The sequence below is a fragment of the Mycobacterium sp. E2327 genome (assembly GCF_001672675.1).
In the GTDB taxonomy this organism is placed as follows: Bacteria; Actinomycetota; Actinomycetes; order Mycobacteriales; family Mycobacteriaceae; genus Mycobacterium.
In genome coordinates this window covers 24,427-39,969 of record NZ_LZKE01000008.1, presented here as the reverse complement: position 1 = coordinate 39,969, position 15,543 = coordinate 24,427, and the positions used below count along the sequence as shown (strand labels likewise).

The window sequence follows — 15,543 nt, the reverse complement described above, 5'->3', positions numbered from 1 at the left end:
CGGGCCCTGTCCGATACGGATGTTTGGAGGAGCTGTTGACAGCCGAAGCCCCCCCGTTGGGAGAACTCGAGGCCGTCCGTCCGTTCCCGGCCCGGACGGGTCCCAAAGGGAACCTCGTCTACAAGCTGATCACCACCACCGATCACAAGATGATCGGCATCATGTACTGCGTCGCCTGCTTCATCTTCTTCTTCCTGGGCGGGTTCCTGGCGCTGTTGATGCGCAGCGAGCTGGCGTCGCCGGGCCTGCAGTTCTTCTCGAACGAGCAGTTCAACCAGCTATTCACCATGCACGGCACGATCATGCTGCTGTTCTATGCGACCCCGATCGTGTTCGGCTTCGCCAACCTGGTGCTGCCGCTGCAGATCGGCGCGCCGGACGTCGCCTTCCCGCGGCTGAACGCGTTTTCGTTCTGGCTGTTCCTGTTCGGCGCGCTGATCGCGACCGCCGGGTTCATCACGCCGGGCGGGGCGGCGGACTTCGGCTGGACCGCCTACACCCCGCTGTCCGATGCGATCCATTCGCCCGGCGCCGGCGGTGACCTGTGGATCATGGGCCTCGCGGTCGCCGGCCTGGGCACCATCCTGGGCGCGGTCAACATGATCACCACTGTGGTCTGCATGCGCGCGCCGGGGATGACGATGTTCCGGATGCCGATCATGACCTGGAACATCTTGGTGACGTCGATCCTGGTGCTGATCGCCTTCCCGCTGCTGACGGCGGCGCTGTTCGGTCTGGCCGCCGACCGTCACCTGGGCGCGCACGTCTACGACCCGGCCAACGGCGGAGTCCTCTTGTGGCAGCACCTGTTCTGGTTCTTCGGCCACCCCGAGGTGTACATCATCGCGCTGCCATTCTTCGGCATCGTGTCCGAGATCATCCCGGTGTTCTCCCGCAAGCCGATCTTCGGTTACACCACGCTGGTGTACGCGACGCTGTCGATCGCGGCGCTTTCGGTCGCGGTGTGGGCGCACCACATGTTCGCCACCGGAGCCGTTCTGCTGCCGTTCTTTTCGTTCATGACGTATCTGATCGCGGTGCCCACCGGGATCAAGTTCTTCAACTGGATCGGCACGATGTGGAAGGGCCAGTTGACCTTTGAGACGCCGATGCTGTTCTCGATGGGCTTCATGGTCACGTTCCTGCTGGGCGGCCTGACCGGCGTGCTGCTGGCCAGCCCGCCGCTGGACTTCCACGTCAGCGACAGCTATTTCGTGGTCGCGCATTTCCACTACGTGCTGTTCGGCACCATCGTGTTCTCCACCTTTGCCGGCATCTACTTCTGGTTCCCGAAGATGACCGGCCGGCTGCTGGACGAGCGGCTGGGTAAGCTGCACTTCTGGCTGACGTTCATCGGCTTTCACACCACGTTCCTGGTGCAGCACTGGCTGGGCGATCAGGGCATGCCGCGCCGCTACGCCGACTACCTGCCCACCGACGGCTTCACCACCCTCAACGTGATCTCGACGATCGGCGCCTTCACCCTGGGCGCGTCGATGTTCCCGTTCGTGTGGAACGTGTTCAAGAGCTGGCGCTACGGCGAGGTCGTGACGGTCGACGACCCGTGGGGTTACGGCAACTCGCTGGAGTGGGCGACCAGCTGCCCGCCGCCGCGGCACAACTTCACCGAGCTGCCCCGAATCCGTTCGGAGCGCCCGGCATTCGAGCTGCACTATCCGCACATGGTGGAGCGGCTGCGCGCCGAGGCGCACGTCGGCCGCCACGCGACGGCGCTCGAGTCGCCGAAGGGCTTCGGTCCGCGGACCGAACCCGATCGCTCGACCGCCGACCAGTAGCGGCGGCTGCCGGGAGTGAACTCACCACTCAAGGTGTCGGTGCTGATCACCGTCACCGGCGTGGATCAGCCGGGCGTGACGTCGGCGCTGTTCGAGGTGCTGTCGCGGCACGGGGTGGAGTTGCTCAACGTCGAACAGGTGGTGATCCGCGGGCGCCTGACGCTCGGGGTCCTGCTGTGTTGTCCGCCCGAGGTCGCCGACGGCCCGGCGCTGCGGGATGACGTCGAATCCGCCATTCGCGCAAAGGGTCTCGACGTCAGCATCGAACCCAGCGACGACGTCCCGATCATCCGGGATCCGTCGACCCACACCATCTTCGTGCTCGGCCGTCCGATCACGGCCCGGGCGTTCGGCGCGGTGGCGCGGGAGGCGGCGGCGCTGGGCGTCAACATCGACCTCATTCGCGGTGTCTCCGATTACCCGGTGACCGGCCTAGAGTTGCGGGTGTCGGTGCCGGCGGGCGCCGACGGGCCGCTGCGCAACACGCTGTCGCGCGTCGCCGGCGACGAGCGCGTCGACATCGCCGTCGAGGGCTACAGCCTGGAGCGGCGCGCCAAGCGGCTCATCGTGTTCGACGTCGACTCGACGCTGGTTCAGGGTGAGGTCATCGAGATGCTGGCCGCGCGGGCGGGCGCGCAGGGCGCGGTCGCCACGATCACCGAGGCCGCCATGCGCGGCGAGCTCGACTTCGCGCAGTCGCTCGAGCAGCGGGTGGCGACCTTGAAAGGCCTGCCCGCCACGGTGATCGACGAGGTCGCCGCCCAGTTGGAGCTGATGCCCGGCGCCCGCACGACGCTGCGCACGCTGCGGCGCTTGGGTTTTCGCTGTGGCGTCGTCTCCGGCGGCTTCCGGCGGATCATCGAACCGCTGGCGGAGGAGCTGGCGCTGGACTACGTCGCCGCCAACGAGCTGGAGATCGTCGACGGGACGCTCACCGGGCGGGTCACCGGACCGATCATCGATCGGGCCGGCAAGGCGCAGGCCCTGCGGGAATTCGCGCAGCAGGCCGGGGTGCCGATGGAGCAGACCGTCGCGGTCGGTGATGGCGCCAACGACATCGACATGCTTGCCGCTGCCGGGCTGGGGGTGGCGTTCAACGCCAAACCGGCGCTGCGCGAGGTCGCCGACGCGTCGTTGAGCCACCCCTACCTGGACACGGTGCTGTTTCTGCTCGGCGTGACGCGCAGCGAGATCGAGGCCGCCGACGCGGTCGACGGCCAGGTGCGCCGCGTGGAGATCCCGCCGGATTAGTGGTGACCGCGGTACGGCACGATGAGCGGGTGCCCGAAAACGGAAGTCGGCTGTGAAGCCCGAGGATTCGAGAGAATCCGAGGGTGGAACCGACCAAGCTAACGAGGCAGCGGACCCCGATCTGCTGATCGACTTCAGGAACGTGTCGCTGCAGCGCGATGGACGCACCCTGGTCGGACCGCTGGATTGGGCCGTGGAACTCGACGAACGCTGGGTGATCATCGGCCCCAACGGCGCGGGCAAGACGTCGTTGCTGCGCATCGCCGCCGCGAGCGAGCACCCGTCGTCGGGCGTGGCGTTCGTGCTCGGCGAGCGGCTGGGCCGGGTCGACGTGTCGGAGCTGCGGTCGCGGATCGGGCTGAGCTCGTCGGCGCTGGCGCAGCGGATCCCCACCGACGAAGTCGTGCGCGACCTCGTGGTCTCGGCGGGCTACGCGGTGTTGGGTCGTTGGCGCGAGCGCTACGAGGACGTTGACTACCGCCGGGCGATCGACATGCTGGAAAGCCTTGGCGCCGAGCACCTCGCGGACCGCACCTACGGCACGCTGTCGGAGGGGGAGCGCAAGCGGGTGCTGATCGCCCGCGCGTTGATGACCGACCCCGAGCTGCTGCTGCTCGACGAGCCCGCCGCCGGCCTGGACCTGGGCGGCCGGGAGGAGCTGGTGGCCCGGCTGGCCGACCTGGCCGCGGACCCCGACGCGCCGGCGCTGGTGCTGGTCACCCACCACGTCGAGGAGGTGCCGCCCGGCTTCAGCCACTGCATGCTGCTGTCGGAGGCCCGGGTGGTCGCGGCGGGCCTGCTGTCCGACGTGCTGACCGCCGAGAACCTGTCCGCGGCGTTCGGCCAGTCGATCGCCCTGGACGTCGTCGACGGGCGCTATTTCGCCCGGCGAGTCCGCACCCGCGCGGCCCACCGGAGGCAGCTATGAGCACACCGCAGGATCCGCCGCCCCTGGTCCCGCGGCCGGCGGCGACCGTGATGCTGGTCCGTGACGACCCGGAGGGCTCAGAAACCGGGTTAGAGGTCTTCCTGATGCGCCGGCACGCCAAGATGGAGTTCGCCGCGGGGACGATGGTGTTCCCCGGCGGCGGCGTCGACGACCGCGACCGCAACGCCGACATCGCCTGGGCGGGGCCGCCGCCGCAGTGGTGGGCGCAGCGGTTCGGCATCGAACCCGACCTGGCCGAGGCGCTGGTCTGCGCCGCCGCGCGGGAGACGTTCGAGGAATCGGGGGTGCTGTTCGCGGGACCGGCCGGAGACCCGGACGGGATCGTCGGCGACGCGTCGGTGTACGGCGACGCGCGCCGCGCGCTGGCCGACGGGACGCTGTCCTTCGCCGACTTCCTGCGCCGCGAGAACCTGGAACTGCGCTCGGACCTGCTGCGGCCGTGGGCGAACTGGGTGACCCCGGAGGCCGAGCGCACCCGCCGCTACGACACCTACTTCTTTGTCGGGGCGCTGCCGGAGGGGCAGCGGGCCGACGGGCGCAACACCGAGTCCGACCGCGCGGGCTGGACGACGCCGCAGGCCGCCATCGACGACTTCGCCCACGGCCGGTGCTTCCTGCTGCCGCCGACCTGGACGCAGTTGGACTCGCTGACCGGCCGCACGGTCGCCGACGTGCTGGCCGTCGAGCGCCAGATCGTCACCGTGCAGCCGCACCTCGAAATCCGGGGCGACAACTGGATTTTCGAGTTCTTCGACTCCGACCGCTACCACCAGGCCCGCGAGGCGGGCGGCATGGGGTGGCGGCATTGAGGGAATTCGTCAGCGTCGTGGTCAGCGACGGGTCGCGCGACGCCGGCCTGGCCATGTTGCTGCTGTCGCGGCCGCCCACCAACGCGATGACGCGGCAGGTCTATCGCGAGGTCGTGTCCGCGGCCGACGAGCTGGGGCGCCGCGACGATGTCGCCGTCGTGATCCTGTTCGGCGGCCACGAAATCTTCTCCGCCGGCGACGACGCGCCCGAGCTGCAAACGCTGACCGCGGGCGAGGCGCAGACCGCGGCCCGGGTGCGACAGGAAGCCCTGGACGCCGTCGCGGCGATCCCCAAGCCGACCGTGGCCGCGATCACCGGCTACGCGCTGGGCGCCGGCCTGGCCCTGGCCCTGGCCGCGGACTGGCGGGTCAGCGGCGACAACGTCAAGTTCGGTGCCACCGAGATCCTGACCGGCCTGGTGCCCGGCGGCGGGGCGATGACCCGGCTGGCCCGCGTCACCGGCGCGAGCCGGGCCAAGGAGCTGGTGTTCAGCGGGCGCTTCTTCGACGCCGAGGAGGCCCTGGCGCTGGGCCTGATCGACGAGATGGTGGCCCCCGACGACGTCTACGACGCCGCGGCGGCGTGGGCGCGCCGCTTCCTCGACGGGCCGGCGCACGCGATCGCTGTGGCCAAGGCCAGAATCAACGCCGTTTTCGATCGGTCACCCGACGCCGATTAGGCTGCCCTGCATGACGACGAGTACCGGGATCTCAGGCGACGCCGTTCCCAACCCGCATGCCACCGCCGAGCAGGTGGAGGCGGCGCGGCATGACAGCAAGCTGGCCCAGGTTCTCTACCACGACTGGGAAGCGGAGAACTACGACGAGAAATGGTCGATTTCCTACGACCAGCGGTGCGTCGAGTACGCCCGGGACTGCTTCGACGCCACCGTGCCGGACCAGGTGCTCAGGGAGCTGCCCTATGATCGGGCGCTCGAATTAGGTTGCGGGACCGGCTTTTTCCTGCTCAACCTGATCCAGTCCGGGGTGGCGCGGCGCGGGTCGGTCACCGACCTGTCGCCCGGCATGGTCAAGGTCGCCACCCGCAACGGCCAATCGCTGGGCCTGGACATCGACGGCCGCGTCGCCGACGCCGAGGGCATCCCGTACGAGGACAACACCTTCGACCTGGTCGTCGGCCACGCGGTGCTGCACCACATCCCCGACGTGGAGCTCTCGCTGCGCGAGGTGGTCCGGGTGCTGCGTCCCGGCGGCCGGTTCGTCTTCGCCGGCGAGCCGAGCAATGCCGGCGAGGTCTACGCCCGCGCCCTCTCGACGCTGACCTGGCGGGTCGTCACCAACGTCACCCGGTTGCCCGGCCTGCGCGGCTGGCGGCGCCCGCAGGCCGAGCTGGACGAGTCGTCGCGCGCGGCGGCGCTGGAGGCGCTGGTCGACCTGCACACGTTCGCGCCGGGAGACCTGGAGCGGATGGCGGAGGGTGCCGGCGCCGTCGACGTCCGGACCGCCACCGTCGAGTTCACCGCCGCGATGCTGGGCTGGCCGCTTCGCACGTTCGAGTGCGCGGTCCCGCCGGGGCGGCTGGGCTGGGGCTGGGCGAAATTCGCCTTCAACGGCTGGAAGACGCTGAGCTGGGTGGACGCCAACGTGTGGCGGCACGTGGTGCCGAAGGGCTGGTTCTACAACGTGATGGTCACGGGGGTCAAACCCTCCTGAGTGGGCGCCGCCCGGCGACGATGCAGGCCGCGCAGCGGCGTGAGGAGGAGTCGGGCAATCGAAATCAGCACCGATGACGTCAGCTACCTGCGCTCGGAACCGGGTGCCGCGGCCCTGGCGGCCGTCGCCGAACTCGAGCTGACCGACGCGACGCGGGTCGCCGACATCGCGGCCGTGCGCACCCGGTTCGGTGACCGGGCGCCGGTGCTGGTCGAGACGACGTTGCTGCGTCGCCGCGCCTTGGACAAACTCGGGCAGCTGGAGGTCTCCGGCTGGTTGTTCACCGACGAGGCGCTGCAGCAGGCCACCGCCGCGCCGGTGGCGTTGCACCGCGCGTCGCGGCTGGCCCAGGCGGGCGTGGCGGTGCACGACGCGACCTGTTCGATCGGCACCGAGCTGGCCGCGCTGCGCGCCGCGGGTGTGCGCGCGGTGGGCAGCGACATCGACGCGGTGCGCCTCGCGATGGCGCGGCACAACCTGGGCGCCGCGATCGGCCTGTGCCGCGCCGACGCGCTGCACCCGGTGACCCGCGACACGGTGGTGCTGGTCGACCCGGCGCGCCGCCTCGGGGGACGGCGGCGGATGCGCGTCGACGACTACGCACCCGCCCTGGGCCGGGTGCTGGACACCTACTCCGACCGTGACCTCGTCGTAAAGTGCGCCCCTGGAATAGATTTCGACGAACTGAGCCGTCTCGGTTTCGACGGCGAAATCGAGGTGACGTCGTATCAGGGGTCGGTGCGGGAAGCGTGCCTGTGGCCGGCCGGGCTGTCGCGGGCGGGGGTGCGCCGGCGGGCGAGCGTCCTAGATCGCGGGGAACAGCTCACCGACACCGAACCGGACGACTGCCCGGTGGGCGCGCCCGGGCGGTGGATCGTCGACCCGGACGGAGCCGTCGTGCGGGCCGGTCTCGTGCGCCACTACGCCGCCCGGCACGGGCTATGGCAACTCGACCCCGAGATCGCCTACCTGTCCGGGGACCGGCTGCCGCCGGGGGTCCGGGGTTTCGAGGTGCTCGAGCAGCTGGCGTTCGACGAGCGCCGGCTGCGGCAGGCCCTGGCGGCGCTGGGCTGCGGGGCGCTCGAGATCCTGGTCCGCGGGGTGCGCGTCGACCCCGACGCGCTGCGGCGCCGGCTGCGTCCGCGCGGAGACCGGCCGCTGTCGGTTGTCATCACCCGCATCGGCGCCGGGGCCGCCGGCCGCGCGACCGCCTTCGTCTGCCGGGCGTCCCGGTAGGCTGGCTGCGTCACACCTGGTAGGCGCCCCGCCCTAAATCTCGCGAGGACAATTCACGATGCGTTACCTGATAGCGGCCGCGGTGCTGGCTGCCGCGGTGGCTTTTATGGTCCCGGCGGGCGCGGAACCGGCGTCGTGCGCCAGCCTGGGCGGCACCGTGGAGGCCGGCCAGATGTGTCAGGTGCACGCCACCGGCCCCACCTACATGCTGAACATGACGTTCCCCGCCGACTACCCCGACGAGCAGGCGCTGGTCGACTACCTCACGCAGAACCGCGACGGGTTCGTCAACGTCGCGCAGGGCTCCGGCACGCGCGACCAGCCCTACCAAATGGAGGCCACCACCGAGCAACACACCGCCGGACAGCCGCCGCACAACACCCGCAGCGTCGTGCTGAAGTTCTTCCAGGACCTGGGCGGTTCCCGGCCGACCACCTGGTACAAGGCGTTCAACTACAACCTGGGGGCCAAGCAGCCCATCACCTTCGACAACCTGTTCGCGCCGGGCACGACGCCGCTGGACAGCATCTTTCCCATCGTCCAGCGTGACCTGAACCGGCAAAACCCGCTGGGCGCGGTGATCTTGCCGTCGACCGGGCTCGACCCGTCGCACTACCAGAACTTCGCGATCACCGACGACCAGCTGATCTTCTACTTCGCCCCCGGCGAGATGCTGCCGTCGTTCGGCGGCCCCACCCAGGCGCAGGTGCCGCGCAGCGCCATCCCGCCGCTCGCCGTGTGAGTCCTGGGCGGCGACACGCCGACGCGCGTCGCCCCAGCCGCACAAGCAAAGCCGCGAATTCGCACTCGAAGGTGTAGCCGGCTCAGACGGGCCCGGCCAGCGTCTCGATCGCCGCGGCGCCGATCGCCAGCACGACCTGCGCCACACAACCGACGATCGGGACGAAAAAGGCCGTTCGGCGCCGGATGAGCAGGGCCACCGCGACGGCGACGTCGGCGACCAGGACGGCGGCGCCGCCCCAGACCCCCAGCATCATGGCGCGGTCGATCCAGGCGGGGTCGCCGCACTTGACGGCGCCGCACGGGTCGGTGCCCATCACGAACAGGCCCAGCAGCACATACGTCGCCGCCAGCAGCAATCCGTGCACGATGAGCAGGACGACGGTCGCGACGACGTCGGCGGGGCGGCTGCGCGCGCTCATGCCGGCCCGAATCCATAGACCTGACCGTCGCTGGTGGCGGCCACCACCCGGCGATCGTTGCCCACCGACACCCCGACGGGATACCCGCTGGCCGCCGGAAGCGGATAGCTGCCCAGCGTGCGCCCGTTGCCCGGATCGAACACCAGCACCGACATCCCGGGCGCGCCGTCCGCGGGTGGACCGCCGACGACCACGTACCCGGCGCCGCCGCCGGCCAGGCTCGACGACGACAGCGGCGTCGCGTCGTCGCGGCGCCACGCCGGGTCGGCGTGATCCCCGGCGTCCTTGAACGCCGCCAGCCGCGTGTCGGGGCCGCCGCCCGACACGATCAGCCCCTGCGGGGTGACCGCGGGCGGCGTCTGCGCCAGAAAGCCAAGTGGCGCAGACCATTTCGGCTTCCCGTCGGCCGCGTGCAGGGCCCACAGCCGTTGGTCGCGGCCGTTGACGTAGACGGTCGAGCCGTCGGCGGACAGCACCGGGCTGGCGATGACACCGGCGCCGACGGCGTCGCTGGTCCAGTCCCGGGTGATGAGCGGCGTCTGGCCCGGGTGGTACTTCAGCCCGACCAGCCCGGCGGCCGGGGCGCCGGGCTGCCAGACGCCGAGCACCGCGGTCCCGTTGACCGGTGAGTAGGCCGGAGCCGCGGCGACCGGGCAGCCCGGCCGGGCGGGCGCGCAATCGGCCAACCCGCGCGTCGCGTCGGTGGGGTCGACGCCCTCGACCAGATCGAGTGGGCTGCCGACCACCTCGCCGCGGTGCGAGTCGAAAACCAGCACCTGTCCCAGGTGCGTGGTGACGAGCAGCTGGCCGTGGCCCAGAAACCTTGGGGTGGTGGGCATCCCGATCACGGGCTGGCGCCACCGCGTCCACTGGGTCACCGGAAACGAGAAGAAGGTGCCCGGCTGGCCGACGTACAGGTTGTCGAAGCCGTCGAACAGCGGGCCGGCGAAGCCGCCGCCCTGCACCAGCCGCACACACCAGCGTTGGCGGCCGTTGTTATTGGCCTCCCACTCCATCAGCGAACAGCCGGCCGGGGTCTGCGCGTTCACCGCGAGATAGCTGCGCGCGCTCAGCGCGGCGCCGGACCCGAGGCTGCCCTTGACCGACCGCGTCCACTGCAGCGACAGCTTGGTGGCGCCGCCGGTCGCGGTGTAGCTGCTGTTGGCGGCGTCGCCGTATTGCGCCGGCCAGCCCTGCGCGGGCGAGGCGTCCACCCACGAGTCGGTGTTGCCGCAGCCGCCGAGCCCGACCGCGAGCCCGGCCGCCAAGGCGGCGCACGAGCCACGCCGAAGCCCACGCAGGAGATGTCGGGCAAGCACCTCGGGTTTCCAAGTCCTTCTACGTTGCGGGGCAGCGAGCGAGTACAGGTGAGGGTAACCCCTGACGGCTCCGATAGGCTTTCCGGCCATGACGAGCATGTGGAATGCTCCGCTTCACCGCCGCTGGCGTGGATCGAACCTGCGCGACCCCCGCCAGGCCAAGTTCCTCACGCTGGCCTCGCTGAAGTGGGTGCTGGCCAACCGGGCCTACACCCCGTGGTACCTGGTGCGCTACTGGCGGCTGCTGAAATTCAAGCTGGCCAACCCGCACATCATCACCCGCGGCATGGTGTTTTTGGGCAAGGGCGTGGAGATCCACGCGACACCGGAGCTGTCGGAGATGGAGATCGGCCGCTGGGTGCACATCGGCGACAAGAACACCATCCGCGCGCACGAGGGCTCGCTGCGGTTCGGCGACAAGGTGGTGCTCGGCCGCGACAACGTCATCAACACCTACCTCGACATCGAGCTCGGCGATTCGGTGTTGATGGCCGACTGGTGCTACGTCTGCGATTTCGATCACCGCATGGACGACATCAACATGCCGATCAAGGATCAGGGCATCGTCAAGTCCCCGGTCCGGATCGGGCCGGACACCTGGGTCGGGGTCAAGGTGACCGTGCTGCGCGGCACCTCCGTCGGGCGGGGCTGCGTGCTGGGGTCGCACGCGGTGGTGCGCGGCGTCATCCCCGACTACTCGATCGCGGTCGGCGCACCGGCCAAGGTGGTCAAGAACCGCCAGCTGTCCTGGGAGAGCTCGGCCGCGCAGCGCGCCGAACTGGCGGCCGCGCTGGCGGATATCGAACGCAAGAAGGCGGCGCGCTAGCCCGCTTTATTCGGGATGATCGTCGACCTTGTAGTCGAAGCTGACGTCGCCCGCGTCGACGCCGGTGACGGTGACCGCAATGCCGTACTTCTGTCCGCCGTCGGTGAGCTCGCAGCGCAGCGTCGCGCCCTCGACGCCCTTCAGGTTGTCCGGGCACGTCACCGAGTCGGGCTTGCGGCCGACTTGCTGGGTCAGCTTGTTGCTGAGGATCTTCGCGACCTGGTTCTTGTCGACCGTCTCGACCATGTCGAACTTGACGTCGTTGCCGTTGACGCTGGTCACCGTGACGTTGACGTTGAAGGTCTGGTCTTTGACCTTCATCGTGCAGTTGAGCTGCGCCCCGACCGAGGCCGGCAGGTCGTTCGGGCAGTCGACCGATTCGGGCTTGTTGCCGGCGGCGTCGGTCAGCTTGGCGGTGATCTGGTTGGCGACGTCGCCCTTGCTGACGGCGTGCTTCGATGAGACCGAACACGAACAGGCGCCGGCGCCGGCCATCACCCCGGCGGCCGCGCCCGCCACCAACAACGTCCGAACGATCGAGCGAGCCATGGCGCCTCCCGTGGGCGAAATCGACGACAACTGTGAGTCGGCTGATAATTGCATGCCAACCAGCTTCGGGTCCAAGGAATCGCTCAGATGCTGTGATAGCGCCTTAAGGCTTCGGCGCGTTCGGCGCCGTGGTCGACGATCGGTGCCGGGTATCCCTGCGGCCGTTCGCCTTTCCGCAGGTGCGGGTCGTCGGCTCCGCGCAATTCGGGAACCCAGCGCCGGATGTAGTCGCCGGACGGATCGAACTTCTCGCCCTGCGTGGTCGGGTTGAAGACCCGGAAGTACGGGGCCGCGTCGGTGCCCGATCCGGCGCACCACTGCCAGCCGTGCTGGTTGTTGGCCATGTCGCCGTCGACGAGCTGATCCAGGAACCATTCGGCGCCCCACTGCCACGGCAGGTGAAGGTCCTTGACCAGAAACGACGCGGTGATCATCCGGACCCGGTTATGCATGAAGCCGGTCTCGCGAAGCTGGCGCATTCCGGCGTCGACGATGGGAAACCCGGTTCGGCCGGACGTCCAGGCCTCGAAGCGGCGCTTGGCGTCGGGCCCCGTGTCGGTGGGGATGTCGTCGAACCGCGCGTTCCAGTTGCGCCACGCGCTGGCCGGCCGGTGGAACAGCACGTCGGCGTAGAAGTCGCGAAATGCCAACTCCCGCAGGAAGGCTTGCGCGCCGGCGCCACGCAGGTCGAGGTCGGCGACCATGGTGCGGGGATGGATGCAGCCGAATTTCAGGTACGCCGACATCCGGCTGGTGCCCGCCAGGTCCGGCCGATCGCGGTCCTGGCCGTAGCGCTGTAACGCGTTGTCCACGAACGACTTCCAGAGCCGGCGCGCCGAGGCCTCGCCCGCCGCCACGTCGAGCGCGGCGCCGGGGTCGGGGATCTCGCACTGCTCGATCCCCAGCCGCCCCGGGTCGAGCCAGCGCGCGGAGGCGGCGCCCGATTTCGCCGGCGTCCGCCAGCCGACGTCGCGCCACTGGCGCAAAAACGGTGTGAACACCTGATAAGGGGAGCCGTCCTGCTTCGTGACGCGCCCGGGTGAAACCAGGTACGGCGAGCCCGTCGCCACCAACGGCACGGAATCCAGTGCTGCGCCGACACGTTGGTCGCGGCGCCTTCCGTAGGGCGCGAAATCCTCCGAGATGTGCACCGAGGAGGCGCCGATCTCCTTGGCGATGCGGGGGATCAACGTCTCGGGCCGTCCGCGGGTCACCAGCAGCCGACCGTCGAGGTCGTCGCGCAGGCGGCGCAGCGAGTCACCCAAGAATTGCAGCCGGCGCCGCCCCGACGAGGCCTCCAGCCTCGGATCGAGGACGAAGCAGGCGAGCACTTCCTCGCCGCTTTGGGCGGCGGCGGCCAGTGCGGGGTGATCGCGCAACCGCAGGTCGCGGCGAAACCATAACAGCGTCGGCATGATTCAGCGGTTGAGCCGCCAGATGTGGGTGGACAGGACGGTGGCGAAGGCGCACCACAGCGGGTAGGGGGACAGTGCTGCTCCGGCCTTGCCGTCCGCCCGCGCGGCCCGGCGCGCGAGGTCGGCGCTGCTGACTGCCAGCACCGCGGCGCCGAGCGCGGAGGCGCCGAGCTTGTGATAGCGGAAGAACAGCCAGCTCCATCCGGCGTTCAGCGACAGGTTCAGCCCGAGCGCCGCGGCGTAGCGGCGCGCCTCGTCGTGCCGCCCGGCCGCGCGCAACCGGTCGATGGCCACCGCGGACGTCGCCGCGATATCGGTGTACAGCGCGGTCCAGACGACGGGGAAGGCGACGCCGGGCGGCTGATAGGGCGGCTTGCGAAGCCGGGAGTACCAGGCGGGCACGCGGTTTGGGCTGGCGATGCTTCCGGTGCCGGCGGCAACGGCGACGGCCAGGGCCGTCGCGGCCACGGTCGAAGGTTTCACGCTGTGCTTCCTTTCGGTTGGGTGGGATCGGTGGGCCACCAGATGCGGTCGCCGATAAGGGTGAACAGCGCGGGGATGACCAGGGTGCGCACGACGAAGGTGTCGAGCAGGATGCCGAGACCGACGATGATGCCCAGCTGCGTCAGCACGATCAAGGGCAGGATCCCCAGCACGCAGAAGACGGCCGCCAAGACGATGCCCGCGCTGGTGATGACGCCGCCGGTGGCCGATACCGCGCGCACCATGCCGTCGCGCGCGCCGTGGCGCGCGGCCTCCTCCCGAGCGCGGGTGACCAGGAAGATGGTGTAGTCCACGCCGAGGGCGGCCAAGAAGAGGAACGCGTACAGCGGGGTGCTGTTGTCCAGCGCGGGGAAACCGAAGACGTGCGCGCTGGCCCAACCGCCGAGGCCCAGCGCGGCGAGCGCGCCGAGAATCGTCGCGGCGAGCAGGGTCGGCGGCGCCAGGGCCGATCGCAGCAGCGCATACAAAACGGCCAGGATCACCGCCAGAATCGCCGGGATCAGCACCCGCCGATCGTGCGCGGCGGCGTCGCGGACGTCCAGCGCCTGCGCGTCGGCGCCGCCGACCAGCGCTGCGGGAGCGGCGGCCCTGGTCGAATCCCGCAGCGCGGTCACGATTTCGAAGGCGCGGCCGGATGACGGCGGCGCGTCGATCACGACGGACCACTTGGTCAACCCGGTCGTCGACCGCCCCGTCTCGGACGCCGACACCACACCGGGTGTGGAATCGATCGCCCGCTGCACCCGGCCCGCGTCGGCGGAAGGCGCCATCACCAGCGTGGGGCCGGACACACCGCCCGGAAAGTGCTCCGCCACAATCTGATACCCGCACACCGAGTCGGCCCGGACCCGGAACTGCTCGATCTGCGACAAGCCGACCCGGGTGCCCAGCAGGCCGGTCGCGAGCACCGCCAGCAGCGCCACCGCGAACGCCGCCACCACGGCCGGACGCCGGGCCACCCATTGCGCGACTGCGTGCCACGGCCCCGAATCGAGCGTGGCACCGTCACCCGCCCGCGGGACGAAGGGCCAGAACAAGCGGCGTCCGCACAGGGCGAGCACCGGCGGCAGCACCACCAGGACCGACAGCGCCGCGACCGCGAGGCCGCACGCCGCCAGGGCGCCCAGGCTGCGGGTACTGGGTGTCAGCGCGAACAGGAGGGTCAGCAACGCCAGCACCACCGTGGCGTTGCTGGCGAGGATGGCCGGTCCGGCCATCCGCACCGCCCTCCGCAGCGCCTGTCGATGCTCGGGGTGGCACGAAAGCTCTTGCCGGTAGCGGGAAATCAGCAGCAGCGCGTAGTTGGTGCCGGCGCCGAACACCAGCACGCTGGTGATCCCGGAGGTGGCACCGTCGAAGCTGAGCCCGGTCAGTGCCGCGACCCCGGTGCCGACCGCCGCTGCGACTCGGTCGGCGAACCCGATCACCAGCAGGGGCGCCATCCACAGCAGCGGTGAACGGTAGGTCGCGATCAGCAGCAGTGCCACCACCGACGCCGTCACCGCCAGCAGGGTGATGTTGGCGTCGGTGAACGCGTTGGCGATGTCGGCGCCGAAGGCCGGACCCCCGGTGACAAAAGCATGAAGGCCGGCGGGCAGGCCGTCGCTCGCCGCGGCGCGAAGGGCCACCACCGCGTCGTTCAAGGCCAGCCCGGACAGGCGGGCGTCCACCGCGACCGTGCCGATGGCCGCCCTGCCGTCGGCCGAGACGACGACCGGTGCGGGGTCGGCGTCGTGGCCCTGCCCGCGCATCCGGTCGTGGGCAGCTTGGGCGGCACCGACGTCCGGCGGGCCCAGCACCGCGCCGTCGGCGCGGCTGACCACGAGGATCAGCGGGCTGCGGTCGCCACCCGGGAACTGCCGGGACAGCGCGTCGACCTTCGCGGAATCGGACGCCGAAGGCACCGACAGCGGCGCCCGGCCCGCCGCCGCGTTTCCGCCGATGAGCACCATGAAGCCAATACCCAGCAGGAGCGCGGCCAATCCGGTCAGCCAGGAACGCCGGCCCGTTACGGCAGCGGCGAGGGCGTCCCAACTCACGATCGCGAGTATT

14 protein-coding genes and 1 pseudogene are annotated in these 15,543 nt (G+C 70.3%); 9 read left to right on the top strand and 6 right to left on the bottom strand.

Annotation, left to right across the window (positions count from 1 at the left end; translation table 11 throughout):
* The first annotated feature begins 35 nt into the window (after nucleotides 1–35).
* From ctaD to A5712_RS00880, 8 genes and pseudogenes are all read left to right on the top strand, one after another.
* Nucleotides 36–1,796 carry a cytochrome c oxidase subunit I gene (gene ctaD / locus A5712_RS00915; protein WP_068100335.1) on the top strand — a complete coding sequence of 587 codons (1,761 nt, stop codon included), beginning with the start codon at nucleotides 36–38 and terminating at the stop codon, nucleotides 1,794–1,796.
* A 15-nt stretch (nucleotides 1,797–1,811) separates the two neighbouring features.
* Nucleotides 1,812–3,047, top strand: a complete 1,236-nt coding sequence (gene serB, locus A5712_RS00910) for a phosphoserine phosphatase SerB (protein WP_068100226.1) — start codon at nucleotides 1,812–1,814, stop codon at nucleotides 3,045–3,047.
* Between the two features lie 52 nt (nucleotides 3,048–3,099).
* Nucleotides 3,100–3,975, top strand: a complete 876-nt coding sequence (locus A5712_RS00905; RefSeq protein ID WP_068100224.1) for an ABC transporter ATP-binding protein — start codon at nucleotides 3,100–3,102, stop codon at nucleotides 3,973–3,975.
* The gene (locus A5712_RS00900) at nucleotides 3,972–4,805 is read left to right on the top strand and encodes an NUDIX hydrolase (RefSeq protein WP_068100222.1); all 834 of its coding nucleotides are present in this window, start codon (nucleotides 3,972–3,974) and stop codon (nucleotides 4,803–4,805) included. Before A5712_RS00905 ends, A5712_RS00900 begins: the two co-directional genes overlap by 4 nt.
* Nucleotides 4,802–5,473, top strand: a pseudogene (locus A5712_RS00895) (enoyl-CoA hydratase); the annotation flags it as partial. The gene A5712_RS00900 and the pseudogene A5712_RS00895, both read left to right, overlap by 4 nt.
* 22 nt (nucleotides 5,474–5,495) lie before the next feature.
* Nucleotides 5,496–6,479, top strand: a complete 984-nt coding sequence (locus A5712_RS00890) for a class I SAM-dependent methyltransferase (protein WP_068100220.1) — start codon at nucleotides 5,496–5,498, stop codon at nucleotides 6,477–6,479.
* A gap of 39 nt (nucleotides 6,480–6,518) precedes the next feature.
* Nucleotides 6,519–7,715, top strand: a complete 1,197-nt coding sequence (locus A5712_RS00885; protein ID WP_231981895.1) for a class I SAM-dependent methyltransferase — start codon at nucleotides 6,519–6,521, stop codon at nucleotides 7,713–7,715.
* Between the two features lie 58 nt (nucleotides 7,716–7,773).
* Nucleotides 7,774–8,457 (top strand): esterase, encoded by a 684-nt coding sequence (locus tag A5712_RS00880; RefSeq protein WP_068100218.1) that lies wholly within the window; start codon nucleotides 7,774–7,776, stop codon nucleotides 8,455–8,457.
* 82 nt (nucleotides 8,458–8,539) lie between these two features.
* Here the strand turns inward: A5712_RS00880 and A5712_RS00875 are convergent, their stop codons facing one another.
* The gene (locus tag A5712_RS00875; RefSeq protein WP_068100216.1) at nucleotides 8,540–8,878 is read right to left on the bottom strand and encodes a hypothetical protein; all 339 of its coding nucleotides are present in this window, start codon (nucleotides 8,876–8,878) and stop codon (nucleotides 8,540–8,542) included.
* Nucleotides 8,875–10,245 (bottom strand): PQQ-binding-like beta-propeller repeat protein, encoded by a 1,371-nt coding sequence (locus A5712_RS00870; protein ID WP_369830340.1) that lies wholly within the window; start codon nucleotides 10,243–10,245, stop codon nucleotides 8,875–8,877. Before A5712_RS00870 ends, A5712_RS00875 begins: the two co-directional genes overlap by 4 nt.
* Nucleotides 10,246–10,285: 40 nt before the next feature.
* Here A5712_RS00870 and A5712_RS00865 point away from each other — a divergent pair, with 40 nt between their 5' ends.
* The gene (locus A5712_RS00865) at nucleotides 10,286–11,023 is read left to right on the top strand and encodes an acyltransferase (protein ID WP_068100214.1); all 738 of its coding nucleotides are present in this window, start codon (nucleotides 10,286–10,288) and stop codon (nucleotides 11,021–11,023) included.
* 6 nt (nucleotides 11,024–11,029) lie between these two features.
* On the opposite strand, the gene A5712_RS00860 is transcribed toward A5712_RS00865, so the two are convergent.
* From A5712_RS00860 to A5712_RS00845, 4 genes are all read right to left on the bottom strand, one after another.
* On the bottom strand, nucleotides 11,030–11,572 hold the full coding sequence (locus tag A5712_RS00860) for a DUF4333 domain-containing protein (protein ID WP_068100212.1): 543 nt from the start codon (nucleotides 11,570–11,572) through the stop codon (nucleotides 11,030–11,032).
* A gap of 83 nt (nucleotides 11,573–11,655) precedes the next feature.
* Nucleotides 11,656–12,987, bottom strand: coding sequence for a deoxyribodipyrimidine photo-lyase (locus A5712_RS00855; RefSeq protein ID WP_068100210.1), 1,332 nt, complete (start codon nucleotides 12,985–12,987; stop codon nucleotides 11,656–11,658).
* 3 nt (nucleotides 12,988–12,990) lie between these two features.
* Nucleotides 12,991–13,470, bottom strand: a complete 480-nt coding sequence (locus A5712_RS00850) for a TspO/MBR family protein (protein WP_068100208.1) — start codon at nucleotides 13,468–13,470, stop codon at nucleotides 12,991–12,993.
* Nucleotides 13,467–15,530 (bottom strand): MMPL family transporter, encoded by a 2,064-nt coding sequence (locus A5712_RS00845; protein ID WP_068100328.1) that lies wholly within the window; start codon nucleotides 15,528–15,530, stop codon nucleotides 13,467–13,469. The genes A5712_RS00850 and A5712_RS00845 overlap by 4 nt, the downstream gene beginning before the upstream one ends.
* Nucleotides 15,531–15,543: the final 13 nt, after the last annotated feature.